Raw genomic sequence first — 25,336 nt, 5'->3', positions numbered from 1 at the left:
CTTTTAATGCACCAGATAACTCCCACTGTCTGACCGCTTGCCACCGGATAATGCTCTGCAGACTTTTTCACCTTCTGCTGCAGCGACATAGTCTACCAGTGGCTCACAGATAACACGATTTGGGGTTCTCCAGTTAACGCTAACGGCATACCGCCAATACCCGCCGGGGGTGGAAGTACCTTTAGGAGGCTTCTCAAACACACGCAACTGCAAATCATTCCATTGATAATAAAAATGCTCTCCCTCCGCCTCATAAGGTCCCGGCGGAAGTTCTTTTAAACCCGTATCCTCTAACAGCATGGAGACGCTGTTTGCATCTAATTTTATATAAGATTCCTTCAACGTGACCCAGTATTGCATCTCTGCACCAGATAATTCCAGCATATGGTAATTATCTTGTATCTTCTTCATCATTATACGCGCTTCCGTATACCGGGCCTTAATGACTGCTTTTTCATACTGTGGCACCGCTATGGCCGCCAAAACACCAATAATCAAGACTGCCACCAAAAGCTCTAGAAGCGTAAACCCGCCTATCCTGCTCGTCAATGCGTCTTTCATGTACCGCCCTCCATTTTTGATAAAGTGTATTTTCATCCAATTTATCAAAAAAAAAGAACCAAATCAATCCATTGCACCGGAGATATCCCCTTCCAAGCTGACAATTTTGTGCGATGCACTGCTTCTTCCTGGAAATGACAGTTTACACACAACCGGAGGACAGCAAGTCATCCCTCCGGACAGGCCCCTGTTCCATGGGAGTACGCTCCGCAGGGGCGGAAAGCAAATAAATGCAAAAAGCCGCCCATGTATTGGGCGGCTTGTGTGGCATCAAATGATTATTAGTCAGTCAATATACCGTAACAGACAGGGCCTTCGGCCCGGGTGATTCGGGCGCGTACCAGCCCGTGCGCCTGAGCCGCGTTTTCCAACACGACGGGCTGAAAGTTAGACGTAATGCCGTGCGGGCGTCCGTCTTTATGTTCTTCCACAAACACGTCCTGTGCCGTACCCACCAAAGAGGCCGCAAAGGCGGCGCGCAATTCCTTATCCAGCGCGCGCAAAGCCTCTGCGCGGCGCTTGATTTCTTCGTGCGGCAGTTGCTTTAAAGCGGCCGCCGGCGTGCCGGGACGCGGGGAATAACTAAAAACGTGAAGCCCCGCCAACTTTACCTGTTTAATAAATGCGTAAGTGGCTTCAAAATCCGCTTTCGTTTCGGTGGGGTATCCGGCAATTACGTCTGCAAAAATGCCTATTTGCGGCACGCGGGCACGCAACTCCTTTACCTTGTCCGCATAGGCGGAAGTGTCATAATGACGGTTCATATCTTTTAGCACCTTATCGCACCCGGCCTGCAAGGGCAAGTGAAAATAGTTGCAAAAGCGGGCGGGGTATCGGTGCATCATTTCTATCACGCCGTCCGTAACCGTTTGGAGTTCAATAGACGAAAAGCGTACGCGGAAATTGCCCTCCATTTGGGCAATATGGCGGCATAGTCCTGCTAAATCGGCCCCTGTTTGCGGGCATTTGTAATTACCAATGTTAATACCCGTCAAAACGACCTCGGCAAAGCCCTTCCGCTCCAAAGCATCAATTTCTTTGAGTACATCTTTTAAAGGTTTGGAACGTTTTACGGGGCGGGCATACGGTACAATACAATAGGAACAAAAACAATCGCACCCGTCCTGAATTTTGATAAATGCGCGGCTATGTCCCTCGTGTCCGGAAACCGTCCAACAAATATCGTCCGTATGAAACAGGGTCTTGCCTAAATCATATTTCCCTACAATTTCCGCCTGCGGAAATTTTTGGCGGACTTCGTCCGCGTGTGCCGCGGCATAGCACCCCGTCAGCACAAGGCGTGCGTGCGGATTACGGCGCAGAATTTGGCGGATTTGCTTTTCCACGTCTTTATCAGCCTGGTGCGTAACCGTGCAGGTATTAAGCACGCAAATATCGGCGGTTTCAAAGGAGTCCGCAGGAACAGCCCCGGAGTTTAAAAATTGCTCCAATAATGCCTGGCTTTCCACTTGGTTGACGCGGCAACCGAAGGTTTTAATAAAAAATGTGGTCATAAGAGTTTAGCGGCTACCGCAATACAGGCCGTTTCTGCACGCAAAATATTTACCCCTAGCGTAACCGGGAGCACATTGTATTGGGCGGCTACGACAATTTCCTCGTCCGTCCACCCGCCCGCAGGCCCCACAAATACGCGCACCCGCTTGGGATGGCCTAACTTTTCAAGTCCCCATTGCAAAGTATGCGTTTCCTCGGCCTCGTAAGCAATTAAAGACGGTATTTCCTGCACCAAGGCCGCCGGAAATTTAACAGGCGGCAGAATTTCGGGCACAAAGGGGGTATTACATTGTTTGCAGGCGGCAATCATAATTTGGTGCCAGCGGTCGTTTTTACCGTCCCATTTTTTGAGCACATCATACTCGCTGCGCTCCGTTATAATCGGGCGAAAAGCGGCTACCCCTAATTGGGTTCCTTTGTCTAATACTTCTTCCAGCCCTGTACGGGAATTGGGAGCAAAGCAAAGTTCCAACTCTAAGGGAACGCGGCGCACCGCACAAGGTTTTAACAATGTTCCGCGGACAAACTTTTTTTGTACGCGGTCTATGCGGGCCAAAAACTGCTTGCCTTTTCCGTCAAAAACACGGATTTCATCGCCCTCTTTATGACGGGCGACGGCGGACGCGTGGTGTGCTTCTGCGTCGGTTAAAAAAAATTCTGTTTCTTTGATATCGGCAAAATACTGCGACATAGGGATATTTTACAAAAAAAGGGGAACCTTTCGGGTTCCCCTTTTTAGCGGCTGTATTACTAGATTATTTATCAACGACTTCCGCTTCCACTACGTCGTCTTTTCCGTCGTTGCTGGCGGCACCGGCTTGCTTGCCGGCATTGGCGCCCGCTTGGGCTCCGGCCTGTTGGGCCTGGGCACTCGCGTTAGCCTGCTGCGATTTGTACATCGCTTCGCCAAGTTTCTGGCTGGCTTGCAAGGCCGCATCAGTGGCCGATTTCATCTTGGCAGCGTCTTCGCCTTTCAAGGCATCGCGCAAGTCATTCAAAGCGCGGTCAATGGCCAAACGGTCGTCCTGGGACACTTTATCACCGTATTCTTTCAAGGCCTTTTCGGTCTGATAGAGCACGCTGTCGCCCTGGTTTTTGGCTTCAATAACTTCTTTGTGCTTTTTATCTTCGTCGGCGAATTTTTCCGCATCTTTGACGAATTTTTCCACTTCGGCATCGCTGAGTTTGTTAGGCGAACTAATGGTAATGTGCTGTTCCTTGTTAGTACCCAAGTCTTTGGCGGATACGTTCAAGATACCGTTGGCATCAATATCAAACGTAACTTCAATCTGCGGCACGCCACGAGGAGCTGGCGGAATACCGTCCAAGTCAAACTTGCCCAGCGGTACGTTGTCTTTGGCCATCGGGCGTTCACCCTGCAAGACGTTAATGGTTACGGCCGGCTGGTTATCAGAAGCCGTAGAGAAGATTTGCGTCTTGCGCACCGGGATAGTGGTGTTGCGTTCAATAAGGCGCGTGCATACGCCGCCCAAAGTTTCCAAGCCCAAAGACAAGGGGGTAACGTCCAACAAGAGGACGTCTTTCACGTCGCCCGTCAAAATACCGGCTTGCACGGAAGCACCGATTGCCACGCACTCCATCGGGTCAATACCGCGTTCAATCTTTTTGCCGACCAAGTCTTCCACATATTTCTGCACAATCGGCATACGGGTCGGACCACCGACCAAGATGATGCGGTCAATTTGAGAGGCGGACAATTTGGCGTCGCTCAAAGCCTGTTCCACAGACTTGCCGCAGCGTTTTACAATGTCGTCCACCAAACTTTCCAGTTTTGCGCGGGAAAGCGTCAAAGCGAGGTGTTTGGGGCCGGTGGCATCGGCAGAGATGTAAGGCAAGTTGATGTCCGTTTCCATAGTGGTAGACAATTCAATCTTGGCTTTTTCGGCCGCGTCTTTCAAGCGTTGTTGGGCTTGAATATCTTTGGACAAATCAATACCCGTTTGTTTGCGGAATTCATCTTCCATCCATTTGATAACGGCATTATCCATATCCGTACCGCCCAAATGCGTATCGCCGGAGGTGGAAAGCACGTCAAAAGTACCTTCTTTACCCATTTCCATAATGGTTACATCCAGCGTACCGCCGCCCAAGTCAAACACCATTACTTTTTGCTCTTTCCCGGCCTTATCAATACCAAAGGCCAAAGCGGCTGCCGTCGGTTCGTTTACAAGGCGCACCACATCCAAGCCGGCAATGCGGCCCGCATCTTTGGTGGCCTGGCGCTGGTTATCGTTAAAATAGGCAGGTACCGTGATGACGGCCTTTTCCACAGGCTCGCCCAAAAAGGCTTCGGCATCCTTTTTAACTTTCTGCAAGACAAACGCAGATAATTGTTGCGGTGTAAATTCCTGTCCGCGCAAATTATATTTATAATTTTCCCCCATTTTGCGTTTGAACGCAGTTACCGTGCCATCCGGGTTGGCGATGGCCTGGCGGCGGGCAGGTTCGCCCACGAGGCGTTGTCCGTCCTTGGTAAACGCTACATAAGACGGAAATGCTTTACCGCCGATAGAACTGCCTTCGGCAGACGGAATAATCGTTCCTCTGCCCCCTTCCATTACCGCCGCGGCGGTGTTAGAAGTACCCAAGTCAATACCAATAATCTTAGCCATATATGTCTATCTCCTTCAAATCTTATAAATTAAATTGTTGTCAAATGGGCGGAATTAATCTTCCGCGTGCTGGCCGACAATCACGCGCGCCGGGCGCAGGACTTTGCCGTCCATTGTAAATCCCATTTGCACTTCCTGCAACACGAGACCGTCTTGGTCCCCGGAGGAAGGAATCATCGCCACCACTTCCTGCGTGGCAGGGTCGTACGGTTTATCAAGCACGTCCATATGCTCAATACCCTCGGCCTTAAATGCTTTTTCCATTTCGCCAAACACCATTTTCAGGCCCGTTTTAACGGCTTTAAGTTCGGCGGACATTTGACCTTCTTCTTCCTTTTTGTCCATCTCCACTAACTGACGCAAGAGCACTTCGTACGAAGGGAGCAACTTCTCGGCAAATTCTTTTTTGCCATATGCCAAGAAAGAGGCTTTTTCGCGCTCGGTGCGTTTGCGGAAGTTTTCAAAATCTGCGCTTAAACGCACATATCTGTCGTAATAGTCAGGCTTTTGTTCTGCGGCGGGAGTTTCCTGCTCGGTTTCGGCGTTGCAAGGCTGTTCCGGCTGCGGAACTTCTTGTTTCATTTCGGCGTGTTCGTGTTCGCCGTGTTTTTCGTGCTTACTCATAATCATCTTCCCCGGAGGGTAATGCCGTCCAATTTTTCATAGAGGATTCCAACAAACTGCCGATAAAATTTACCAGCGACATCACCCGCGTATATTCCATATGTTTCGGCCCGATGATGCCCAGCATACCCACCGTTTTGTCCCCCACACGGCAAGCGGTAGAAACGATACTTAAATTTTTAAGTTCTTTCAGTTCGTTTTCGCTGCCGATACTGACATTTAATTTTTGTTTGGATTTCTCCATATCCGTCATTTTCTCGCTAAGCAGCGAGGAAAAGCGTTCGCGCTCCTCTACTACGCGCATCATTTGTTTCAAATCTTCGTAATCGTCCTCGGTCGTGTTTTCCAAAAGCCGGCCGATACCTTCCACATATAACTCGTCCGCACCCGTTTGGGGGCGCTCTATATCCTTTAATACCTTCGTGGCTAAATCGGCTACGCCTGCAATTTCCGGGTGTCCGCTGTGGATATGATGCCAGAGCACTTGGCGCGCTTCCGCCAAGGTGCGGCCCGCAATCTCGCCGTTAATAAAGCGGCTGAGCACACGCAAGCGGGCAGGGTCAATGACATATGCCGTGCGCACCGGCCAATGGCGTACGGCCCCGGACTGGGTTACCAAAACCGCCAACATCATACCGGGAGCCAGCGGAATAAAATCAAGCCGTTGGATACGTTGGTCGTCCACGTGGGCTGTATAGACAAACCCCGCCGCCCCGGACAGCATTGCCAGCAAACGCGAGGTTTGCACGAGCATATTGTCCACTTCGTTTACGCGCTCATCATATTGTTCTTCAATGCGTTGGCGTTCACGGGCGGCCATTTGCTGCACACTGGCCAAGTAGTCCACATAATAGCGGTAGGCTTTATCCGTAGGAATACGTCCGCCGGAAGTATGCGGCTGGTAAAGATACCCTTCTTCTTCCAGTTCCTTCATAATGTTGCGAATCGTAGCGCTGGATATATCTTGCAACGCTCCGTCCGCAATCATCTGCGAACCGACCGGGCGGCGGGTTTCCACAAACTGCTGAACCACCCACCTTAAAATCTTTTCTTTACGCGCCTTGGCAATTTCCGGTTTTAAAATTCTCATACGCTTAAACTTCCCGGGTTCTGGGAGTGTGTTTCGTTTTTATTTTAGCACTCTTTGAACCTCTCTGCTATTATTATAGGTAAAAAATTCTTTTTTGTCAACCCCCTTTTTTGAGTGCTAATTTTGAAATTATATTTTTGCATTTTCTCCTATACAAATACTAATTTTTATTTGCGTTTAACAAGTGTTTTTTTGGATTAGTAGTTTTCGTTGCACCCGCCTGATGACGGGAGCCTGCCAGAAAAGTTACAATATTATTATGCAATTTATTGATTCACACGCCCATTTGAACGACCCGGCCTTTGACCCTGACCGGGAAGAACTGATTTCTAAACTCCCCGCCGCGCAGATTGCGATGAGCGTGGAAATCGGCTGTTCGCCCGAAGAGTGGCAGCCCGCCTTGGACCTTTCCCAAAAACATCCGGGCTTTATCTCCGCCGTCCTGGGTGTCCACCCGGAGTATGCCGTTAAAACCGCTCCCGGTGATTTGGAGGTTTTGTCCGGCCTGCTGAAACACAAAGATTGCGTGGCGGTGGGAGAAATCGGGCTAGATTACACTTGCTTGGATATTTCCGGCAAAGAACTCCAACAAACCATTTTTTCACAAATGCTTACGCTTGCCAACCAAACGGAAAAGCCTATTGTACTGCACACCCGCCGGGAAGGCGAAGATTACAGCGCCTACGAAGATGTTTTTTATTCGTTAAAACACGAGTGGAAGCAGAAATCTTCCACCGCATATCCGGGTGTCCTCCATTGTTTTTGCGCGCGCTATGAGGAGGCCCGCAAAGCACTGGATATGGGCTTGTTATTAGGTATTAACGGTTGCTTTACTTATAAAAAGAACGAATATATCCGCGAGGCTGTTAAAAAAGCCGGGGCAGATAAAATCATATTGGAAACAGATTGCCCGTATTTATCCCCCCAAGGCAAACGCGGGCAGCGCAACGACCCCTCCAATATCCCGCTGATTGCACAATATGCCGCCGATTATTTGGATATCCCGTTGGAAAAATTAGCCGAAATTACCACCCGCAATACAAAAGCCTTGTATGGACAGGTGTAATTTGTTATATTTTGAGAACAGAGGATTTATGAAAAAATACACGTTACTGCCTTTAATTGCCGTAGCCCTTTTAGCGGGGTGCACCACCAAAGAACAAGACGAAAAAATCAAAACTTTTTGGATGATGCAATCTATGCAATTAATGAATAAAGTGGCTAGTACTAAAATGGACCAACTGACCAAGTTAGCAGCCGGTTCGGCCAATTTCGGCGCAATGGGTGCGATGGGAGCCCGCCATATGGATTTTCCTGAACATTTTGACGGCCCCACCCCGGCACTCCCGGCGCAAAATGCGTCCACAGCCGCTGTTCCCGTCCGGCGCACGACACCCGCGCCGCAAATTATGGATGTAACGATGGACACGGACGAGTTGCCCGGCAAAGCCCCACAAGCCGAACGTGCCAAAATGAAGCGCGCCTTTGACGCGGTGCAGGTTAACAATCAAGCAGCGTTAGTTTCTATTGAACGGACTTTCAATACCGCTGTAAAGCATAAAGCTTTTTTAATTACTACTCAAACAGAAAAGGACTTGAAAGCCGCCGCTGCCAAAAGCGCCAATTTTCAAGCCTATCTGTCCGAGCAAAAAAGGCTCTTGGCGCTGCAAGACCAGAAACTGATGCAACTGATGAAGCAGAACGCCGCCAATTTAAAACGGACCCGCCGCACCAACCGCTGATAGATAAAGGAACAGTATGAAACGATTTCAGTTTATTGTTTTCCTACTGTTGATTGCCGTTTCTCTGCATTATTTTGCCAATACCCTGCGGGCCACCTTGTTTTTGGTCCGCGGGGAATTGCCAACAAAAATGACCTCTCCAAGTGTTGCCCGTTCTGCCAAAACTGCCTTTGCCCGCCAAGTAAAGGGCATACGCGCCTTTTGGGATAAGTTACAACCAAAACCTAAAATGATATTGATTACATACCAAGACAGTCCGGCAGAAAAGAGCCCGGCGGTAGCGGTGCCGGGACCGGCAGTAATGCAAATCACTATGGAAAACAAACGGGAGCCCATCCGCAACACGCACTTGGGCAAAGCAAATTCCGCCAAATTAAATATGTGGCTGGCAAGCCGATGGTCCGCCAACGCAGAACTAACCGCCGAAACCGGACGTTTATTTGGAGAACAGGCAAAAAAAGAAGCGTTGTTCATTTTACTGGATGATGAAAAAGCCTGTCTGGACAACGCCACATCCAGCCAAACGGTCAAGGAATTCGACACCCGCCAAAGCCAAATCAACCGGCACACCATAGCCCGGTTAAACGAAGTGTTTGAGAAATATAAACAGGAAGTAACCCGCCCCAAAGGTATTTCCCCCGAGTGGGAGGCCTTTTTCCGCCGGCTGGACAATTACCGCAACGCATCCTTACGCGTGCCTTAACCACACCCTGAGTGCGGTTTTTCCTTGTCCGCCTGCTATGGCAATTTATGGAAATTGGTTTTATTTAAAAAGAGGAAAGCGGAAAATGAATTTAGTTTGGTTGAACACCAACTATTTTCCTAACAGTTTTAAAAATTCTTCTTCGGTCAGTACGGGGATACCCAGTTCCTGTGCTTTTTTAAGTTTTGTTCCGGCCGCTTCCCCCGCTACTACATAGGAAGTCTTTTTGGATACACTCCCGCTGGCTTTGCCGCCATATTCTTTGGCGAGCCGTTCGGCTTCGGTGCGGGACATTGTTTTGAGTTCGCCCGTAAACACGAGCGTTTTCCCTTCTAAAACATTTCCGGAGAGTTCCTTTTTGGGCTGGGTGAAATTAAGCCCGGCGGTGCGCAATTTTTCAATTTGGGCCAAGGCGCTTTGGCTATGGAAAAAATCATAAATACTTTGCGAAACCGTTTCCCCCACGTCCGGGACGGCTTGCAATTCAACCAAAGAAGCATTTTTTAAAGCATCTAAAGTGCGGAACTTGTCGGCTAAAATTTCGGCTGTTTTCGCGCCCACAAACGCAATTCCTAATGCAAAAAGCAGGCGGGATAAAGGTTTTTGTTTGCTGGCTTCTATGGAGTCCAACAGATTTTGGGCTTTTTTATCTTTAAAATTTTCCAAATTTAAAAGGTGCAGAAAAGTCAGCCCGTAGATATCGGCAAAGTCATTTACATAATGGCTTTCCAACAATTTATCCATTACCACGTCGCCCAACCCCTCAATATCCATTGCCCCGCGCGAAGCAAAATGCAATAGGCGCGCACGCAACTGGGCCGGGCAAGCGGGGTTTATGCAATAATAGCCCACCTCATCAGGCTCTTTATAAACAGGTTCCCCGCAGGAAGGACACTTGGCGGGGGGCAAAACCTCTTGCGCACCTAATTGCTCCACCACCTTTACCATTTTGGGGATAACTTCCCCCGCACGCTCAATAATTACGCGGTCCCCAATGCGTACGCCCAAGCGTTTAATTTCATCAAAATTATGCAGGGTGGTGTTGGAGATAATCACGCCCGCACACGGCACAGGTTCCAATTCGGCCACCGGGGTAATCACCCCGCTTCTGCCTACGGAAAATATAATATTTTTAACCGTCGTCGTGGCTTGCGGAGCCGGATATTTAAAGGCAATCGCCCAGCGCGGGCTTTTAGCCGTTACCCCTAATATCCGTTGGTCCTCAAACCGGTTCACCTTTACCACCAGGCCGTCCACATCAAAGGGCAGTTGGTGGCGGGATTCGTTAAACTGGTTGTAAAAACGGATTACGTCGCTGATGAGCGTCGTTTTCGTGCGGACAGGGCAAACGGAAAAGCCCCAAGATTTGCACAAATCAATAAACCCGCTGAAACTGTCTGTGGCTATGTTACCCGTGCCAAACGAGTGGGCAAAAAATTTAAGGGGCCGCTGGGCCGTAATAAGCGGGTCCTTTTGGCGCAAAGACCCTGCCGCCGCATTGCGGGTATTGGCAAAAATATTTTCGCCTTTTAATTGTTGGCGTTCGTTGAGGGCGGTTAAATCCTTTTTATCCAAATAAACTTCGCCGCGCACTTCCAAAAGTCCGGCAGGGGCATTTTCTATCTTTTGCGGGATATTTTTAATAGTACGGACATTTAACGTAATATCCTCGCCTACTTTTCCGTCCCCGCGGCTGGCGGCCGTAATCAAAATACCGTTTTCGTAAGTGAGAGAGCAGGAAACTCCGTCAATTTTGCCCTCCACCACCATTTCAAAATTGTTGCGCTGTAAAATCTTTTCCGCGCGGGCATACCACTCCCGTATTTCGTCCGGAGAATAGGAATTATCCAAGGACATCATCGGAACGGCGTGCTTGACGGGCGTAAATAAATTGCCCGCTTGCCCGCCCACGCGCTGGGTGGGAGAGTTTTTGGTGCGGTATTGCGGATATTGGTCTTCTAAATCTTTAAGTTGTTTGTAAAGTTCGTCGTACTGTGTGTCGGACAAAACGGGGTTGTCCAAGTTATAGTACAGGTTATTGTGATAATTGACCAGTTTTTTAAGCCGCTCAATTTCTTCTTTCGGGTGCATAACTTTTATTTGCGTTCTTTTTTCAGTTGGTCCAACAATCCGTTAATGAATTTGCTGGAATTTTCGGTGGAATATTTTTTTGCCAGTTCAATGGCTTCGTCCATAATTGCGGCCAAGGGCGTGTTCTCGGGGCTGAAAACCATTTCGTAAGTAGCCATACGCAAAATAGAGCGGTCCACCGCCGACATACGCGAAATGGTCCAGTTTTTGGCATAGGAGGAAACGAGTTTATCAATTTCGGACAAATGTTCCGTGGTGCCGGTAACTAATTCTTCGCAGAACGGATAGCAATCGCCCAAGTCGTGTTTGAAATCCGCCGCGTAACGCAAAATATTGTTTTCATCGGCCGATTTGGAACTGTCGGCGTAATAAAGCGATTGTAGGGCACACTCACGGGCCATTCTTCTGTTGCTCATAGTTTCCACCTGTATAAAGCGTACAAATTTTAAATAAAAGTTTACATCTATTTTAGCAAATTTACGTCGTCCTTGCAGAGCCGCCTTGCGCGGGTTTGTGGTAAAATATACTTATGAATAGAAAAGTCCTTTTTACAATGATTCTGGCATCTTCTTTGGGCGCGTGTGCTTCCACCGGCCCGTTGACGGGTGCGGACAGAGATAAACACGGCTGTATTCCGTCCGCGGGGACCGCTTGGAGCAACGTGAAACAAGCGTGCGTACAACCCTGGAAAGAGGGTATCCGCCTGACCCAAACCGCACAAACGGGCAGTGCGCAATTTGCCGCGTACGTCATTTTATCGGCAGACGGAACCCGGGCCGAAGTGTTCACCAAAGACGGAAGCCAAGTGTTGGTCCGCTCTTTTACGGACGACGGCCCCCAATGGAGCGGGGAAAAGGTACTTCTTAAACGGTTGCCCGCCTCGTGGGAAATGTACGAAAACGGAACGCTATCATACCGGGCGGAACAGGCACAATAATTTTGACACCCGGTCTAGTAAGTTTGTATAATAAAAATGTTCCCGTATAGGGACAATTTTTGCAAAAAGATAATATAGATAATGGCCAGATTTGATAACAGAAGAGAATACAAAAAAGATCTCTACCGCAGAAACCAGAATATTCGCGTACCCGAAGTACGCGTGATTAATTCCGACGGAAGTATGGTCGGCATTTTGCCGGTGGCGCAAGCCATCGCCCTGGCTAAGGAACAAGAGTTGGACTTAGTGGAAATTTCTCCCAACGCCCAACCTCCTGTCTGTAAGATACTTGATTACAACCGGTATGTGTACGAACAGGGTAAAAAAGCCGCGGAAGCCAAAAAGAAACAAGCCAAAGTAACCTTGAAAGAGTTACGCATTAAATCGCGCATTGCCGCGCACGATTTGGACGTAAAAATCCGCCAAATTGAAGAATTTTTGCGTAAGAAAGATATGGTGCGTTTTGTAGTGGTGTTCCACGGGCGCGAAAACCAGCACAAAGACATTGGCATCCAGATTTTAAACGATACGGCCAAACGCTTGGCCGAAATTGCCAATGTGGACGGCGGTTTGCAGCAGTTGGGCAACCGTATGTCTATGACGTTTGTGCCCAAAAACTAAACAGATTTTTAGGTCCTTTTTAGTGTACTGCGTGCGGGGCTTGACCGGCTCCCGGCGCAGGTCGTTCTGAAAAAGGGCTAATTAAACAGAGGTAATATTAACAATGCCTAAATTGAAAAACCATAGCGGTGGTAAAAAACGTTTCAGAAAAACCGCCACGGGTAAATTTACCCACAGAAAAGCCGGCAGAAAACACTTGCTTACGCCTGTTTCTGCCTCCCGGAAGCACGAAATGAGAAAGACCGGCGTCATTACGCCTGAGTCCAACAAAGGGAAGATTTTGGAAAAATATCTCCCGATGGCCAAATAAGAGGTAGAAAATGAGAATTAAATTCAGCGTCGCGAGACACGCGAGAAAGAAAAAAGTATTGAAAAGAGCCAGCGGCTATTACGGAGATAAATCCCGCCGCTTGCGTATGGCCACCCAGCAGCTGGATCACTCCGGTGTGCACGCTTATGTGGACCGCAAAGACAAAAAAACCACTTACCGCCAGATGTGGATCACCCGCATCAACGCCGCGGTGAGAGAAGAAGGTTTGTCTTACTCCAAATTCATCAGCGGCTTGGCCAAAGCCAACATTACGCTTAACCGCAAAATGTTGTCTGAAATGGCGATTAAAGACCCGGTGTCCTTCAAGAAATTGGTGGACGTGGTAAAAGCCGCCTAAAAGCGTTCTTGCAGCAAGTAAAGCCCGTACCGCTTATGTGGTGCGGGCTTTTTTACGGTCTCTTTCGGGCAGACAGCCTTTTTTAAAAGCATAAAAATACCCCGCCGGGACACTTTTCCAAGCGGGGTATAGAAACTGCAAATACTGCTACATATGCCGTTTTTTGACTTTCATACGCGCAATGGCTTGTTTTAATTCCATTTCGGCAAGTTCAAAATCAATATCGGCATCTTTGCCGGAGAGAGATTCCTTCGCCTTTTTAATTTTTTGCTTTTCGGCTTCTTCGTCAATCTCATCCGCCAAGGCGGCGTTTTCGGCAAATACGTTTACCACGTCGTTGAGCACTTCCACAAACCCGCCTAACGCGGCAAACTCTTCTTCCTTCCCGTCCTTTTTATAACGCAGGGAACCCATACCCAACTGCACAATTGTTTTGACGTGCCCGGGTAGAATACCCATTTCCCCCAGCAAAGCGGGCAGAACAACCATATCCACTTCCAGGTTGGAAATAAGCGGTTTTTCCGGCGTAATCAGGTTAAGGGTCAGTTTTTTTGCCATAAATTACTCTTTGTCTTTTACTTTTTCGTAATTGGCCAACACATCTTCTATGCCGCCGCACATATAGAAGCAAGATTCCGGAATATGGTCATATTCGCCTTCCACAATACCCTTAAAGGCTTTAATCGTATCGGCCAATTTGACATATTTGCCCGGGTGCCCCGTAAATTGTTCGGCCACCGAGAACGGTTGAGACAAGAACTTTTGGATTCTTCTGGCGCGGGCCACGGTCTTTTTATCCTCGTCGCCGAGTTCATCCATACCCAAAATGGCAATAATATCCTGCAAGTCTTTGTATTTCTGCAAGATTTTGCGTACGCTTTGGGAAACATTATAATGTTCAGCACCGATAATGCGCGGGTCCAAAATGCGGGACGTGGATTCCAAGGGGTCCACCGCCGGATAAATACCCAAACTGGCAATTTGGCGCGACAATACGGACGTGGAATCCAAGTGCGTAAATGTAGCCGCCACACCGGGGTCGGTCAAGTCGTCGGCGGGAACGTAAACGGCCTGAATAGACGTAATAGCGCCTTTTTTAGTGGAAGTAATACGTTCCTGCAAGTTGCCGATTTCGGTGTTTAACGTCGGCTGATAACCTACCGCAGAGGGCATACGGCCCAACAGTGCGGATACTTCGGAGTTAGCAAGCACAAAGCGGAAGATGTTATCCAAGAACAACAGCACGTCCTGGCCTTTTACATCACGGAAATATTCCGCCTGCGTAAGAGCAGTCAAGGCTACTTTGGCACGGGCACCTGGCGGTTCGTTCATTTGTCCATAGACCAGTACCGTTTTGTCCAGTACGGTGCTACCGTCCGAAAGTTTGGATTCGCTCATTTCCAGCATCAAATCGTTCCCTTCGCGGCTTCTTTCCCCCACACCGCCGAACACGGAACTGCCGTGGTGCTCACGCGCCACGTTGTTAATGAGTTCCATAATAAGTACGGTTTTGCCTACACCGGCTCCGCCGAACAGACCTACTTTTCCCCCTTTCATATACGGGGCAATCAGGTCAATAACTTTAATACCGGTTTCAAAAATTTCCGGGGTCGGGTTTTGGTCCTCTAAGGTAGGCGGGTCGCGGTGAATAGGCATATTCATAGCGGCCTTAATATCGCCCTTGTGGTCCTGCGCCTTGCCCAGCACGTTCATCAAACGGCCCAGGCACGCTTCCCCCACCGGCACGGACAGAGGCCCTTCGGTATCCACGGCTTTGGCACCGCGTTGGAGACCGTCGGTACTTTCCAAAGATACGCAGCGCACAATCCCGTCGCCCATTTGCTGGGCCACTTCGGCCACAATCTTTTTCCCGCCGTCCATTTCTATTTCAATGGCGTTCTCAATAGCGGGGAGATGGTCTTGTTCAAACTGCACGTCCACCGCCGCGCCAATGATTTGAATTACTTTTCCAGTCTTCATATGGTTTCCTGTATTGTAGAATTAACTGTTCAGGGCTTCGGCCCCGTTCACAATATCCAAAATTTCGTTCGTAATGCTGGCCTGGCGCACCTTGTTGAGTTTTACACCCAACGCAGCAACCAGTTCCCCGGCATTTTTGCTAGCGGCGTCCATTGCGTTCATAGTAGCGGCCAAGTTGGCTGCCTGCGATTCCAGCAGCATACGGTACATATTGGCCTTTACCAAACGGGGCACCAAAAGTTTAAAAATTTCCAGCATACCCGGTTCAAATAAAAAGTCGCTTTCGTCTTTTTTATTTTCCGTGGCTTCAAAATGGAAAGGCAGAAATTTCTGCTCTACCAAATTTTGGCTGGCCAGGGATTTAAAGTCGTTGTAAATCAGCGTTACGGAGCCGAGGTTTTGCTCAAAATATGTTTTGAGCACCGCTTCGCCCAAAAGTTCAGCGTGTGCGTAAGATACCTTAGGAAAGATACCTACGCTTTCATATACCAAATGCAGGTTCGGCATTTTCAAGCGCGCCAAAAAATCACGCCCTTTTTTACCTACGGCAAAAACAAAGACTTCCTTGTCCTGGTTTGCCTTTAAAAAGTGCAGCGCGCTGCGCAGAATAACGGCATTAAACGAACCCGCCAGCCCTTTATCACCCGTAATGACGAGGAGCCCGACTTTCTTCGGGTCCCCCGTCTTGTTGATAAAAAAGCGTCCTGCCCAACTTTCTGCCGCGTCATCCGGCTGTGGCATAGCCAAAATATCCTGCTTTAAATCGTCCACCATTTGATACATTTTTTTGGCGAACGGACGGGCGGCGGTCATCGCATCCTGCGCACGGCGTATGCGGGCGTTAGAAATCATCTTCATCGTCTGCATAATCTGCTGCGTGGATTTGATGGCTTTAATATTTTGCCGTATGTCCCTTAACGATTCCATAGCGGTTCCTTATTTGTTGCGGCCTTCCAAAATGGACACATAATCCGCAATACCCGCTTCCAACGAGTAGTCCGGCTCGTAGCCCAATTTTTCTTTGGATTTGGTAATATCCGCCTGGGTTTTTAACTGGAAGAACGGATACGGATTATCAATGTATTCCGGTTCCAAGTTAGTGCCCAGTTCTTTGTTTAAGCATTTGATAATGTCGTTATAATCGCGCGGAATACCCGTAGCGGCATTGTAAACGCCGGTTTCTTTGCCGTTATTCAAGGCGCAGAGGTTGATTTTAACGATATCCTTTACATACACAAAGTCGCGCATTTGCTCGCCGTGTTTAAACACGCGCGGGCGTTTGCCGGCCTTCATCTGGTTGTATAACTGATAGACCATACTGGCCATTTTGCCCTTAAAATATTCGCCGGGACCATATACGTTAAAATAACGCAAGCCGATAATTTTCATATCATTATTATCATCGGCAAATTGGCGGGCTACATTATCCATAATGGCCTTAGAAAAACCATAAACATTTTCCGGGTGTGTGGGTTGCGTTTCCACATTGGGAACAGGCCCGTTGCCGTAAGTGGCCGCAGAAGAAGCATAAATAACCTTTTTAATCTCGTTATCCGCCGCAAAAGCGAGTAAATTCTTGAACGCTTCCACATTTTGTTCCATCATCGCTTTTTGGTCCATAACCGTCGTATCGGTGATGGCCGCTTCGTGGAAAATGGCGTCAAAATACATATCGGTCGGCATATATTCAAACAAGTCAGCCGTAATGACGTCGCCCTTAAAACCGATTAAGTTTTTGAAATGTCCGTTTTTGGAAAAATCGTCCAATACGGTTACTTCGTGTCCCTGGGCTTCCAGCGTTTTAGCAATGTTGCTGCCGATAAATCCGGCCCCGCCGGTAACCAGGTATTTTTTCTTGGTTTTAGCGTCCATTTATTTCTCCTGTTGTAAAGGTTTAAAAACCGTTTTAAAAGCATCTAACGCGCTGACCATTTTTTCTTCCACTTCTTGGGTCAGTTCCACAGAGGCATTGAGCATATCCAGCACGTCCGGGCGTTCGGCGCGGGCATAGGCGAGGAGTTGTTTTTCATATTCCAACACGTCGCTTACTTCCACCGTGTCCAAATAGCCGTGAGTCCCCGCATAGAGGACCAACACTTCTTCGCCTACTTTCATAGGAGAATACTGGTTCTGCTTTAACAGTTCCGTCATACGTTTGCCGCGGGCAATTTGACGTTGGGATTCTTTATCCAGTTCGGAACCGAATTGGGCAAAGCCTTCCAATTCCTGATACTGGGATAAGTCAATACGCAGTGTACCGGCCACTTTGCGCATTGTTTTGCGCTGGGCCGAACCACCCACGCGGGATACGGACAAACCGACGTTAATAGCCGGCTTAATACCGCTTAAAAACAGGCTGCTTTCCAAGTAAATCTGTCCGTCGGTAATAGAAATTACGTTGGTTGGAATATACGCGGAAACGTCGTTGGCCTGCGTTTCAATAATAGGCAAAGCGGTAATGGAACCGCCGCCGTTTTCCTTGGAAAGTTTACACGCGCGCTCCAACAAGCGGGAGTGCAAGTAAAATACGTCGCCGGGGTAGGCTTCGCGGCCTGGCGGACGGCGCAACAGCAAGGACATCTGGCGATATGCCTGCGCGTGTTTAGACAAATCGTCATACACAATAAGCACATCTTTGCCCTGCCACATAAAATATTCGCCGATAGCGCAACCTGCGTATGGGGCGATATACAAAAGGGAGGCCGGGTCCGAAGCGGTGGCGGACACTACAATCGTATAGTCCATAGCCCCAAAATCGGTCAAGGTTTTGACCACTTGGGCCACCGTGCTCTGTTTTTGGCCGACAGCCACATAAATACAGATGCAGCGCTCGGAAGCGGGAATATTCTTTTGGTTGATAATAGCATCCACCGCAATAGCGGTTTTACCCGTTTGGCGGTCGCCGATAATCAGTTCGCGCTGGCCTTTGCCAATCGGCACCATTGCGTCAATGGCTTTGATACCGGTTTGGAGCGGCTGTTTAACGGGCTGACGGTCAATAATACCGGGGGCTACAATGTCCAACGGCATATTTTTATCGGTTTTTACCGCACCCTTGCCGTCCAATGCGTTGCCGAGCGGGTCCACCACGCGGCCAATCATATCTGCGCCTACGGGAATACTGATAACTTCGCCGGTGCGTTTAACGGTACCGCCTTCGTGAACCAAATGGTCCGGCCCCATCAGCACGCAGCCGACGTTGTCGTATTCCAGGTTCAGCGCCATACCTTTTACCCCGTTGCCGAAGTCCACCAATTCCGATGCTTTTACGTTGTTTAACCCGTGCACACGGGCGATACCGTCCCCTACCTGGATAACGGTACCTACTTCGTTTACATCAGCAGACGCGTCAAAATGTTCAATTTTTTCTTTAATGATATTGGTTATTTCTTCTGGTCTGATTGCCATATAATTACCATTGTTACTGTGCGAGTTCCGCCTGCAACTTGGCTAAACGCCCTTGCAGGCTGCCGTCTATCAGTTCTCCCCGGCACCAAATTTGGAGTCCGCCCAAAAGAGCCGGGTCCGTTTTAAAAATCGCTTTAACCTCTCCGCCGTAACGCGCGGAAAGGGCTTCTTCGGTCTGGCGTTGCTGGGTTTCGTTTAAGGTGCGGGCGGAAACAACTTCCGCGCGCAAAATACCCAACCGTTCGTCTAACAGTTCTTCCACGCGGCGGACGACGGCGTCCAACAGCGCGTAACGCTTGGCATCCAGCAAGACTTCCACAAACGAAGCGGCTTCCGGCAAAGCGGCAAGAGCGGCCTTGACGGTTTGTTTTTTCTCTTCGGTGGAAATACGCGGGCTGGACATATACGTTTGCACACCTGCCAATGCTTGGGCAGCCAGCCGGAGGGATTCCGCCCGCCGGGAGGCATCCTCGTTGGTGGCGCTTAACGCATTGTAAGCGGCCGCGTAACGCTGCACCGCAATTCTGTCTGAACTGTTCATATTACTTCGCCTTTACTTCTGCCAGTACGCGGTCCACCACGGCTTTGGCAGCGTCTTCGTTCAACTGCTGTTCAATTACCTTGGAAGCAGCCAGCACGCTCACGCGGGCAATTTCGCCGCGCACGTCCGAGAGTGCTTTGTTCTTTTCGGCTTCAATTTGCGCTTTTGCCTGTTCTGCCAGGCGTTCGGACTGCTCTTTGGCCGCAGCCAAGAGTTGTTCTTTTTGCGTTTCGCCCATTTTTACGGCTTCGGCCATTTTTTTAGCGGCTTCATCGGCAATTTGGGCTAATTTTTCGTCCAGTTCGCTTTTGATTTTTTCCGCGGCCTCGCGCGCTTGTTGGGCTTGCAGTTTATCCTGCGCTATTTGCTGTTCACGCGCTTCCAACGCACCAATGATGCGGTTCCACGCAAATTTTTTAAGCAAATAGACGAGCAGCAAAAAATTGCAAACCGTCAAAGCGAGTACGCCGTAATCAGGCTTCAATAAATCTTCCATAGATTACTCTTTTTCAGTTTATTTCATTACCATCGTGAGCAAGCAGATAACCAAGCCCAACATAGCGGCACCTTCCAACAACGCGGCGATAATAATCATCGTGGTGCGCAGGTCGGAACCGGCTTCCGGTTGGCGGGCGGTACCTTCCAAAGCGGCGGTGCCGATTTTACCCAAACCAAGCCCCGCACCAATGACGGTAAGTCCAGCGCCGATACCGGCGGCAATATATTTAAGTGCTACGAGTTCCATAAGTTCTTCTCCTTTGGGGTAATCCCCTTGATAGATTTTTCAAATTAATGCGTATGAATGACCGATCCTGCAAAAATAGCCGTCAGCAACGTAAACACATACGCCTGTAAAAACGCTACCAACAGTTCCAAACACGTCATAAAAATTTCCAAACACATCGCCGGCACAAGTGCCCCGGCACCTGCCGCAACGTGCATTTGTCCGACAATAAAAATAATCAAAAGCAAGCAAATCAATACCATATGGCCAGACAGCATATTGGCAAATAAACGGATAGCCAATACACATACCTTGATAACCAAACTGACAACTTCCAACGGGAAAATAAGAGGTACCAGCCAGCCGGGCGTGCCGGAAGGAACAAACCCTTTTAAAAACCCGATAATTCCGTGAAATTTAAGCCCGCTATACAAGATAAGCCCGCCCGAACACAAGGCTAAGGCGGCCGTAACGGAAATATTAGAAGTAGCGGTCTTCATTTCCGGAATCATACCCGCTAAGTTTACAAACAAAATAAACAAAAACAGCGTGCAGAAATACGGCAGAAAATTTTTGCCTTCTTTACCCATATTGGGTAAAACCATACCATCGCGGATGAACAACACATATTCTTCGGCTAAGGCCGTAAGCAAACGGCCGGAACGGCTTTGGCGGGCGCGGGCAATCCAGCACAACACGCCAAACAACACTACACTTACCGCTAAAATAGTAACGCTATGCGTGGTAAGCGGAATACGAAAACCACCCAGGGCCAGGCCCCAATCGTGGTCCAAAATATGATGAGAAATTATTTCAGCTACGTCCATCTTTTTTATCTGCCTTTTTTAAAGTTGCGGCGTCCTTTTGCATCTGTTTGGCCGAACGCACAATTTGGTAAAAGCCCAATGCAAACCCGGCTATTACTCCCCCGATTAAACACCACGGGCTTGTGTTCATTTTTATATCCAGCCGGTATCCTACATACGCGCCTAAAATTTCCGACACGGCAAACTCCAAGCCTAACGTCGTAATTTGTAAATGGTCCTGTTGGGTAAAAGGTCCAAGCGCCATAAGTATCCCCCGGTTTATTTACCGGGCGGTAAGTACACTTAATATTATAAAACAATTTGGGCAAAAAATCTACCGCTTTAAGTCGTACAACCGCCGCCTATTAGTATTGTATTAAATTTATCAACCCCGCGCACTTTTTTAAGCGAATAAAAAACCCCGCATAAAACAGTCGGCGGGGCTTCTAATACAACTTTTACTTTTATCACACCGTATAAGTGAAGATTTTGCTTTCGTAAGGTTTCAAGTCCACCACATAACCTTGGGAAAGCATTTCCGGCGAAACAGTTACCGTTTCTCCCGTAAACTCCTCGGTTACCTGGCTGTTGGGACCATAGACCCCTTTTAAATGCAGGCGGCCTTTGGCAGGAGCATTACTGTAATTGATAACCACCATTTTGCCGGTGTTCATTTGTTTCCATTGCCAAGACAAAATATTGCGGAAACTGTTATTTCCCATTTCGGCCGGAGTTACATCCCGCAAGGACCATTGTCCGCCGTGAAAGGCCGGAGCGGAGGCGATTTGCAGCAACCGCATATAATAGGCTTTTACTTCGGCATTTTCCGTAAAGGTATCGTTGATATATTGGATAGGCATCCGCGCCGGGCGGCCCAAGATTTGAAAATAATGGAACATCCGCGCACCGGGCAGCGTAGCGATAATCGTACCGGCCGCCAAAGATTTTTCCTTACCAAACGCCTTTAAACTTTCTTCTTCGTCGTGGTTAGCGATAAAGCGGATAGACCGCATTTGGAACAAATGCTCCGCGCCCAAGTGGCCCTTGATATCCTCGGCATTAGAAAAACGCAAACGGTCGTAGAGGACTTTATCGTATGTATAATCAAAGCCCATTTCCTGGATGTCCCACTCTAATCCCCAATACACTTCGGCAATGAAAGTAAACTCCGGGTGTTTTTCACGCACGCTGTCTAAGGCTTGGCGCCAAAATTCTTCTTTGGGCAAATCGCTGCCGATAAATTCCCACCAAGTATCCCGATGGACTTTATTGAGCAGCAGCATTGCCATATCACAACGAACCCCATCACACATATCGGCTACGCGCAATAGGTTTTGCAACATAAAGGCCCGCGTTTTGGGATTAAAATAATTCAGTTGTGCCGTATCGGTCCACGGAGCAAAATACGGGTCGCGCCCGTGGGCAATATATACCCCGTCCGGATTTTTAAAGAACCAATCCGGGTGCGATTTGGGCGCATTTTTACCGGTATTAATATACAAATCGGGTTGTGCGGTAATCATCGGGCTGTCAATAGCCGTATGGTTGCCGACAAAATCTAAAAGCAGACAAATGCCGCGCTCGTTTAATTTACGGCGCACGGTACGCAAGGCTTCGTCCCCACCCAACGACGGATTAACCGTGTACTCATATACGGCATACGGAGAAGCCGTGATATCCTCCGGCTTAAAATCCGGCTTAATGGCACGGATTTGCGCTTGGATATCCTTATGCTCGCGCGCAATTTTTTCTGCCGCCGGGCTTAATTTCCATACCCCCATCAGCCAAACGGCATCAAAGCCCGCATCTTTGATTTTATCCCATTGTTCATCCGGAATATTTGCCAAAGTTACAGGCCGGTTTAATTGCGTTTCCAGCCGTTTTAACCAGGAACGCGTATTTATTTCTAAAATATGCGGATTTGTCCTCATAATAGATTTCCCCTCTTACTTTTATAGCACTTTCGCGCCCGCTTGTAAACACCTTGCCGAGCCTGCGGACAGCCACGCTGTTACTGTTGTGATGCCCCCTTATAAAACAACCCGTAAGAAAACTCCTTTAACACGCAAAAACCCCGGCAGAAATTTGTTCTGCCGGGGGTTTGCAATCTGGTCCGTTGGCGGATTATTTTTCGTCCGTTGCGGATTCTTCCTCGTCTTTTACGACAGGAGCAATACGCGCAATTTTATCGCCTTCGTCCATTTTAGCCAGCGTAACCCCTTGGGAGTTGCGGCTGACGGAACGGATATCGGCACAGCGAACGCGGATGGTCATACCCTTTTCGGTTACAATCATCAAGTCTTTCGTTTCGTCCACCAATTTAATGCCCACTACCGAGCCGTTACGCGCACTGGTTTTAATGGTAATCACACCCATACCGCCGCGGTTTTGGCGTTTATATTCGCTAAATTCCGTGCGTTTACCAAAGCCGTTTTCACATACGGAAAGCACGTCGGGCTGCGGTTCGTCATTGGGGGCTTGTTCCATACCCACCACTACGTCGCCGGTGCCTAAGTTAATGGCGCGCACACCCTTAGCCGGGCGGCCCATACAACGCACTTGGTTTTCGTCAAAGCGGATAGATTTGCCGTTTTTAGTAGCCACTAAAATATCCGATTTACCGTGCGTCGTTTGTACACCGACAAGCACATCGCCTTCTTCCAACCCGATAGCAATAATACCGGAGCGGCGGATATTGGCAAATTCGCTTAATTCCACACGTTTAATGGTGCCCAAGCGGGTGCACATTGTTAGATAAGTATTTTCACAATGTTCTTTGTCAAACGTTTCAATCGCGGTGGCGGCGGTTACTTTTTCCTCGCCCGTCAGTTGCAACAGGTTGACAATAGCCTTCCCCTTGGACATACGGTTTCCTTCGGGAATTTCAAAAGCGCGTAAAGCAAACACACGGCCGCGGTTGGTGAACATCAAAATAGTGGCGTGGGAAGACGTTACAAAGAGGTGTTCCATAAAGTCTTCCTCTTTCGTCTTACTGCCGATAATGCCCTTGCCGCCGCGGTTCTGGCTCTTGTAAGTGGAGAGCGGAATGCGTTTGGCATAGCCGTCGTTAGAAATGGTAATGACTACATCTTCCTTCTCAATTAAATCTTCCATAGAGAAGTCCGTCATATCCGGGCCGATTTCGGTGCGGCGCGGGTCGTTGTAGTCTTTTTTCAACTGCGTAAGTTCTTCTACGATAATATCCAAAATACGCTGCGGGTTACCCAAAATATCCTGCAATTCCGCAATCAGTTTAAGCAGGTCCTTGCGTTCGTTTTCAATAGCAAGCGCGGACAGTTGCGTCAACTGGTGTAAGCGCATATCCAAAATAGCCTGCGCCTGCACTTCGGACAAGGTAAAGCGTTGCATTAACGTAAATTTGGCTTCGGTCGGGTCCTTGGCTTTGCGGATAATGGCGACGACTTCGTCCATATTAGCAATAGCCACAAGTAAACCGTTCAAAACGTGTTCACGTCTTTGCGCTTTATTTAAATCAAATTTCGTGCGGTTGGTAATAACCTCTTGGCGGTGTTTTACATATGCCTTCATTACTTCTTTAAGCGACAGCACGCGCGGGCGGCCGTCCACAATCGCCAACATATTGACCGGGAACGAGGTTTGCAACTGGGTATGCTTAAAGAGGTGGTTCAACACCACTTGGGCATTTCCGTCGCGTTTTACTTCAATCACCAGGCGCATACCGCGTCTGTCCGACTCGTCGCGGATATCGGAAATATCGGTAACTTTTTTATCGCGCACCAAACCGACAATGCTTTCAATAAGAGCCGTTTTGTTTACCTGATACGGAATAGCCGTTACGATAATGGCTTCGCGGCCGTTTTTGCGTTCTTCAATTTCCGTAGAGGCTTGTACTTTTACACTGCCGTGGCCTGTTTCAAAATATTCGTAAATACCTTTTGTTCCGCGGATAATAGCACCCGTGGGGAAGTCCGGCCCCTTGATAATCTTCATCATTTCCTTGGTGGAAATATCGGGGTTTTGGATGTAAGCAATAATGCCGTCGCAGACTTCGCCCAAGTTATGCGTAGGAATATTGGTAGCCATACCTACGGCAATACCGGCAGAACCGTTGACGAGCAAAGCCGGAAGTTTGGCCGGCAATACGGAAGGTTCCATTAAAGAGCCGTCATAGTTGGGAATCATTTTGACGGTATCTTTATCCAAGTCCCCCAGCATTTCGTCGGAAATGCGTTGCAGGCGGCACTCGGTATAACGCATAGCGGCGGCGGAGTCCCCGTCAATAGAACCAAAGTTACCCTGACCGTCAATTAAAGGTTTGCGCAGGGAAAAATCCTGCACCATACGAACTAGCGTATCATATACGGCGGTATCACCGTGCGGGTGATATTTACCGAGTACATCACCTACTACACGGGCAGATTTCTTATAGGCTTTATTGTATTTTAAGCCCATTTCGTTCATAGAATACAACACACGGCGGTGTACCGGCTTCAAACCGTCGCGTACGTCAGGCAAAGCACGTCCTACAATTACGCTCATAGCGTAATCAATGTAATAAGAACGCATTTCGCCCGCTATATCGCGCTGCTGAATATTGCCAAACAAGTCCACATTTGTATTTTGGGCTTGGGGCTGGTTGTTCATTTCTTCGCTCATTTAAAAATATCTCCTGTTACGGATTAAATCTGTTGGGGCGTTTAACGCCCCGTA

At 48.6% G+C, this 25,336-nt stretch carries 27 protein-coding genes; 7 read left to right on the top strand and 20 right to left on the bottom strand.

Translation table 11 applies throughout. The features are described 5' to 3' along the window. Positions 1–3: 3 nt before the first annotated feature. The 6 genes from ACQY2K_RS04450 to hrcA all read right to left on the bottom strand — a co-directional run bounded on the left by ACQY2K_RS04450 (position 4) and on the right by hrcA (position 6,423). Positions 4–561, bottom strand: a complete 558-nt coding sequence (locus ACQY2K_RS04450) for a type IV pilin protein (protein ID WP_428040899.1) — start codon at positions 559–561, stop codon at positions 4–6. 281 nt (positions 562–842) lie between these two features. Further along, entirely contained in the window at positions 843–2,075 is a 1,233-nt protein-coding gene (gene mtaB, locus ACQY2K_RS04445) for a tRNA (N(6)-L-threonylcarbamoyladenosine(37)-C(2))-methylthiotransferase MtaB (RefSeq protein ID WP_428040898.1), read from the bottom strand. Continuing rightward, complete coding sequence (locus ACQY2K_RS04440; RefSeq protein WP_428040897.1) at positions 2,072–2,767, bottom strand: RsmE family RNA methyltransferase; 696 nt, start codon at positions 2,765–2,767, stop codon at positions 2,072–2,074. Before ACQY2K_RS04440 ends, mtaB begins: the two co-directional genes overlap by 4 nt. Positions 2,768–2,831: 64 nt before the next feature. Next, positions 2,832–4,709, bottom strand: a complete 1,878-nt coding sequence (gene dnaK / locus ACQY2K_RS04435) for a molecular chaperone DnaK (RefSeq protein ID WP_428040896.1) — start codon at positions 4,707–4,709, stop codon at positions 2,832–2,834. A 54-nt stretch (positions 4,710–4,763) separates the two neighbouring features. Then, positions 4,764–5,333 carry a nucleotide exchange factor GrpE gene (locus ACQY2K_RS04430; protein WP_177746695.1) on the bottom strand — a complete coding sequence of 190 codons (570 nt, stop codon included), beginning with the start codon at positions 5,331–5,333 and terminating at the stop codon, positions 4,764–4,766. Beyond that, entirely contained in the window at positions 5,326–6,423 is a 1,098-nt protein-coding gene (gene hrcA, locus ACQY2K_RS04425; protein WP_177746694.1) for a heat-inducible transcriptional repressor HrcA, read from the bottom strand. Before hrcA ends, ACQY2K_RS04430 begins: the two co-directional genes overlap by 8 nt. A 259-nt stretch (positions 6,424–6,682) precedes the next feature. On the opposite strand from hrcA, the gene ACQY2K_RS04420 reads away from it, so the two are divergent. From ACQY2K_RS04420 to ACQY2K_RS04410, 3 genes are read left to right on the top strand one after another with little or no spacing between them, the layout of a single operon-like run. Further along, a complete protein-coding gene (locus ACQY2K_RS04420) occupies positions 6,683–7,489 on the top strand; it encodes a TatD family hydrolase (RefSeq protein WP_428040895.1) in 807 nt (268 codons plus the stop codon). Positions 7,490–7,517: 28 nt separating this feature from the next. Continuing rightward, the gene (locus tag ACQY2K_RS04415; protein ID WP_428040894.1) at positions 7,518–8,165 is read left to right on the top strand and encodes a hypothetical protein; all 648 of its coding nucleotides are present in this window, start codon (positions 7,518–7,520) and stop codon (positions 8,163–8,165) included. Positions 8,166–8,181: 16 nt separating this feature from the next. Continuing rightward, positions 8,182–8,868, top strand: a complete 687-nt coding sequence (locus ACQY2K_RS04410; RefSeq protein ID WP_428040893.1) for a hypothetical protein — start codon at positions 8,182–8,184, stop codon at positions 8,866–8,868. A gap of 111 nt (positions 8,869–8,979) precedes the next feature. Here the strand turns inward: ACQY2K_RS04410 and ligA are convergent, their stop codons facing one another. Next, positions 8,980–10,959, bottom strand: a complete 1,980-nt coding sequence (gene ligA / locus ACQY2K_RS04405; protein WP_428040892.1) for an NAD-dependent DNA ligase LigA — start codon at positions 10,957–10,959, stop codon at positions 8,980–8,982. 5 nt (positions 10,960–10,964) lie between these two features. Further along, entirely contained in the window at positions 10,965–11,375 is a 411-nt protein-coding gene (nusB, locus tag ACQY2K_RS04400; RefSeq protein WP_428040891.1) for a transcription antitermination factor NusB, read from the bottom strand. A gap of 113 nt (positions 11,376–11,488) precedes the next feature. Here nusB and ACQY2K_RS04395 point away from each other — a divergent pair, with 113 nt between their 5' ends. The 4 genes from ACQY2K_RS04395 to rplT all read left to right on the top strand — a co-directional run bounded on the left by ACQY2K_RS04395 (position 11,489) and on the right by rplT (position 13,185). Continuing rightward, positions 11,489–11,896, top strand: a complete 408-nt coding sequence (locus tag ACQY2K_RS04395; RefSeq protein WP_428040890.1) for a hypothetical protein — start codon at positions 11,489–11,491, stop codon at positions 11,894–11,896. 81 nt (positions 11,897–11,977) lie between these two features. Further along, entirely contained in the window at positions 11,978–12,517 is a 540-nt protein-coding gene (gene infC / locus ACQY2K_RS04390; protein ID WP_177746687.1) for a translation initiation factor IF-3, read from the top strand. A 103-nt stretch (positions 12,518–12,620) separates the two neighbouring features. After that, positions 12,621–12,827, top strand: a complete 207-nt coding sequence (locus tag ACQY2K_RS04385; protein WP_177746685.1) for a 50S ribosomal protein L35 — start codon at positions 12,621–12,623, stop codon at positions 12,825–12,827. A gap of 10 nt (positions 12,828–12,837) precedes the next feature. Further along, the gene (gene rplT / locus ACQY2K_RS04380) at positions 12,838–13,185 is read left to right on the top strand and encodes a 50S ribosomal protein L20 (RefSeq protein ID WP_177746683.1); all 348 of its coding nucleotides are present in this window, start codon (positions 12,838–12,840) and stop codon (positions 13,183–13,185) included. A gap of 147 nt (positions 13,186–13,332) precedes the next feature. Here the strand turns inward: rplT and atpC are convergent, their stop codons facing one another. The 12 genes from atpC to gyrA all read right to left on the bottom strand — a co-directional run bounded on the left by atpC (position 13,333) and on the right by gyrA (position 25,282). Next, positions 13,333–13,743: an ATP synthase F1 subunit epsilon gene (atpC, locus tag ACQY2K_RS04375; protein WP_177746681.1), complete on the bottom strand. Its 411-nt coding sequence runs from the start codon at positions 13,741–13,743 to the stop codon at positions 13,333–13,335. 3 nt (positions 13,744–13,746) lie between these two features. Further along, positions 13,747–15,165 carry a F0F1 ATP synthase subunit beta gene (gene atpD / locus ACQY2K_RS04370; protein WP_428040889.1) on the bottom strand — a complete coding sequence of 473 codons (1,419 nt, stop codon included), beginning with the start codon at positions 15,163–15,165 and terminating at the stop codon, positions 13,747–13,749. A 21-nt stretch (positions 15,166–15,186) separates the two neighbouring features. Next, entirely contained in the window at positions 15,187–16,092 is a 906-nt protein-coding gene (gene atpG / locus ACQY2K_RS04365) for an ATP synthase F1 subunit gamma (protein ID WP_177746677.1), read from the bottom strand. Between the two features lie 9 nt (positions 16,093–16,101). Beyond that, positions 16,102–17,037, bottom strand: a complete 936-nt coding sequence (rfaD, locus tag ACQY2K_RS04360; protein WP_177746675.1) for an ADP-glyceromanno-heptose 6-epimerase — start codon at positions 17,035–17,037, stop codon at positions 16,102–16,104. After that, the gene (gene atpA, locus ACQY2K_RS04355) at positions 17,038–18,573 is read right to left on the bottom strand and encodes a F0F1 ATP synthase subunit alpha (RefSeq protein WP_428037855.1); all 1,536 of its coding nucleotides are present in this window, start codon (positions 18,571–18,573) and stop codon (positions 17,038–17,040) included. It abuts the gene before it with no gap. A 13-nt stretch (positions 18,574–18,586) separates the two neighbouring features. Further along, the gene (gene atpH / locus ACQY2K_RS04350; protein WP_177746672.1) at positions 18,587–19,114 is read right to left on the bottom strand and encodes an ATP synthase F1 subunit delta; all 528 of its coding nucleotides are present in this window, start codon (positions 19,112–19,114) and stop codon (positions 18,587–18,589) included. A gap of 1 nt (position 19,115) precedes the next feature. Then, on the bottom strand, positions 19,116–19,610 hold the full coding sequence (gene atpF, locus ACQY2K_RS04345; RefSeq protein ID WP_428040888.1) for a F0F1 ATP synthase subunit B: 495 nt from the start codon (positions 19,608–19,610) through the stop codon (positions 19,116–19,118). 18 nt (positions 19,611–19,628) lie between these two features. Then, entirely contained in the window at positions 19,629–19,859 is a 231-nt protein-coding gene (gene atpE / locus ACQY2K_RS04340; protein WP_177746667.1) for an ATP synthase F0 subunit C, read from the bottom strand. Between the two features lie 44 nt (positions 19,860–19,903). Then, entirely contained in the window at positions 19,904–20,665 is a 762-nt protein-coding gene (atpB, locus tag ACQY2K_RS04335; RefSeq protein ID WP_428040887.1) for a F0F1 ATP synthase subunit A, read from the bottom strand. Then, positions 20,652–20,909 carry an AtpZ/AtpI family protein gene (locus ACQY2K_RS04330; protein WP_177746663.1) on the bottom strand — a complete coding sequence of 86 codons (258 nt, stop codon included), beginning with the start codon at positions 20,907–20,909 and terminating at the stop codon, positions 20,652–20,654. Before ACQY2K_RS04330 ends, atpB begins: the two co-directional genes overlap by 14 nt. A gap of 202 nt (positions 20,910–21,111) precedes the next feature. After that, entirely contained in the window at positions 21,112–22,575 is a 1,464-nt protein-coding gene (locus ACQY2K_RS04325; RefSeq protein WP_428040886.1) for an alpha-amylase family glycosyl hydrolase, read from the bottom strand. A 193-nt stretch (positions 22,576–22,768) separates the two neighbouring features. Continuing rightward, a complete protein-coding gene (gene gyrA, locus ACQY2K_RS04320) occupies positions 22,769–25,282 on the bottom strand; it encodes a DNA gyrase subunit A (protein ID WP_428040885.1) in 2,514 nt (837 codons plus the stop codon). Positions 25,283–25,336: the final 54 nt, after the last annotated feature.

Source organism: Candidatus Avelusimicrobium fimicolum, assembly GCF_021632165.1.
Taxonomy (GTDB): domain Bacteria; phylum Elusimicrobiota; class Elusimicrobia; order Elusimicrobiales; family Elusimicrobiaceae; genus Avelusimicrobium; species Avelusimicrobium fimicola.
The sequence above is the reverse complement of the archived record's forward strand: the minus strand, read 5'-3'. Positions and strand labels throughout refer to the sequence as shown.

Coding starts and splice junctions, on each gene's coding strand:
- ACQY2K_RS04450 (WP_428040899.1), bottom strand. CDS start 561: ATGAAAGACGCATTGACGAGCAGGATAGGCGGGTTTACGCTTCTAGAG.
- mtaB (WP_428040898.1), bottom strand. CDS start 2,075: ATGACCACATTTTTTATTAAAACCTTCGGTTGCCGCGTCAACCAAGTG.
- ACQY2K_RS04440 (WP_428040897.1), bottom strand. CDS start 2,767: ATGTCGCAGTATTTTGCCGATATCAAAGAAACAGAATTTTTTTTAACC.
- dnaK (WP_428040896.1), bottom strand. CDS start 4,709: ATGGCTAAGATTATTGGTATTGACTTGGGTACTTCTAACACCGCCGCG.
- ACQY2K_RS04430 (WP_177746695.1), bottom strand. CDS start 5,333: ATGAGTAAGCACGAAAAACACGGCGAACACGAACACGCCGAAATGAAA.
- hrcA (WP_177746694.1), bottom strand. CDS start 6,423: ATGAGAATTTTAAAACCGGAAATTGCCAAGGCGCGTAAAGAAAAGATT.
- ACQY2K_RS04420 (WP_428040895.1), top strand. CDS start 6,683: ATGCAATTTATTGATTCACACGCCCATTTGAACGACCCGGCCTTTGAC.
- ACQY2K_RS04415 (WP_428040894.1), top strand. CDS start 7,518: ATGAAAAAATACACGTTACTGCCTTTAATTGCCGTAGCCCTTTTAGCG.
- ACQY2K_RS04410 (WP_428040893.1), top strand. CDS start 8,182: ATGAAACGATTTCAGTTTATTGTTTTCCTACTGTTGATTGCCGTTTCT.
- ligA (WP_428040892.1), bottom strand. CDS start 10,959: ATGCACCCGAAAGAAGAAATTGAGCGGCTTAAAAAACTGGTCAATTAT.
- nusB (WP_428040891.1), bottom strand. CDS start 11,375: ATGAGCAACAGAAGAATGGCCCGTGAGTGTGCCCTACAATCGCTTTAT.
- ACQY2K_RS04395 (WP_428040890.1), top strand. CDS start 11,489: ATGAATAGAAAAGTCCTTTTTACAATGATTCTGGCATCTTCTTTGGGC.
- infC (WP_177746687.1), top strand. CDS start 11,978: ATGGCCAGATTTGATAACAGAAGAGAATACAAAAAAGATCTCTACCGC.
- ACQY2K_RS04385 (WP_177746685.1), top strand. CDS start 12,621: ATGCCTAAATTGAAAAACCATAGCGGTGGTAAAAAACGTTTCAGAAAA.
- rplT (WP_177746683.1), top strand. CDS start 12,838: ATGAGAATTAAATTCAGCGTCGCGAGACACGCGAGAAAGAAAAAAGTA.
- atpC (WP_177746681.1), bottom strand. CDS start 13,743: ATGGCAAAAAAACTGACCCTTAACCTGATTACGCCGGAAAAACCGCTT.
- atpD (WP_428040889.1), bottom strand. CDS start 15,165: ATGAAGACTGGAAAAGTAATTCAAATCATTGGCGCGGCGGTGGACGTG.
- atpG (WP_177746677.1), bottom strand. CDS start 16,092: ATGGAATCGTTAAGGGACATACGGCAAAATATTAAAGCCATCAAATCC.
- rfaD (WP_177746675.1), bottom strand. CDS start 17,037: ATGGACGCTAAAACCAAGAAAAAATACCTGGTTACCGGCGGGGCCGGA.
- atpA (WP_428037855.1), bottom strand. CDS start 18,573: ATGGCAATCAGACCAGAAGAAATAACCAATATCATTAAAGAAAAAATT.
- atpH (WP_177746672.1), bottom strand. CDS start 19,114: ATGAACAGTTCAGACAGAATTGCGGTGCAGCGTTACGCGGCCGCTTAC.
- atpF (WP_428040888.1), bottom strand. CDS start 19,610: ATGGAAGATTTATTGAAGCCTGATTACGGCGTACTCGCTTTGACGGTT.
- atpE (WP_177746667.1), bottom strand. CDS start 19,859: ATGGAACTCGTAGCACTTAAATATATTGCCGCCGGTATCGGCGCTGGA.
- atpB (WP_428040887.1), bottom strand. CDS start 20,665: ATGGACGTAGCTGAAATAATTTCTCATCATATTTTGGACCACGATTGG.
- ACQY2K_RS04330 (WP_177746663.1), bottom strand. CDS start 20,909: ATGGCGCTTGGACCTTTTACCCAACAGGACCATTTACAAATTACGACG.
- ACQY2K_RS04325 (WP_428040886.1), bottom strand. CDS start 22,575: ATGAGGACAAATCCGCATATTTTAGAAATAAATACGCGTTCCTGGTTA.
- gyrA (WP_428040885.1), bottom strand. CDS start 25,282: ATGAGCGAAGAAATGAACAACCAGCCCCAAGCCCAAAATACAAATGTG.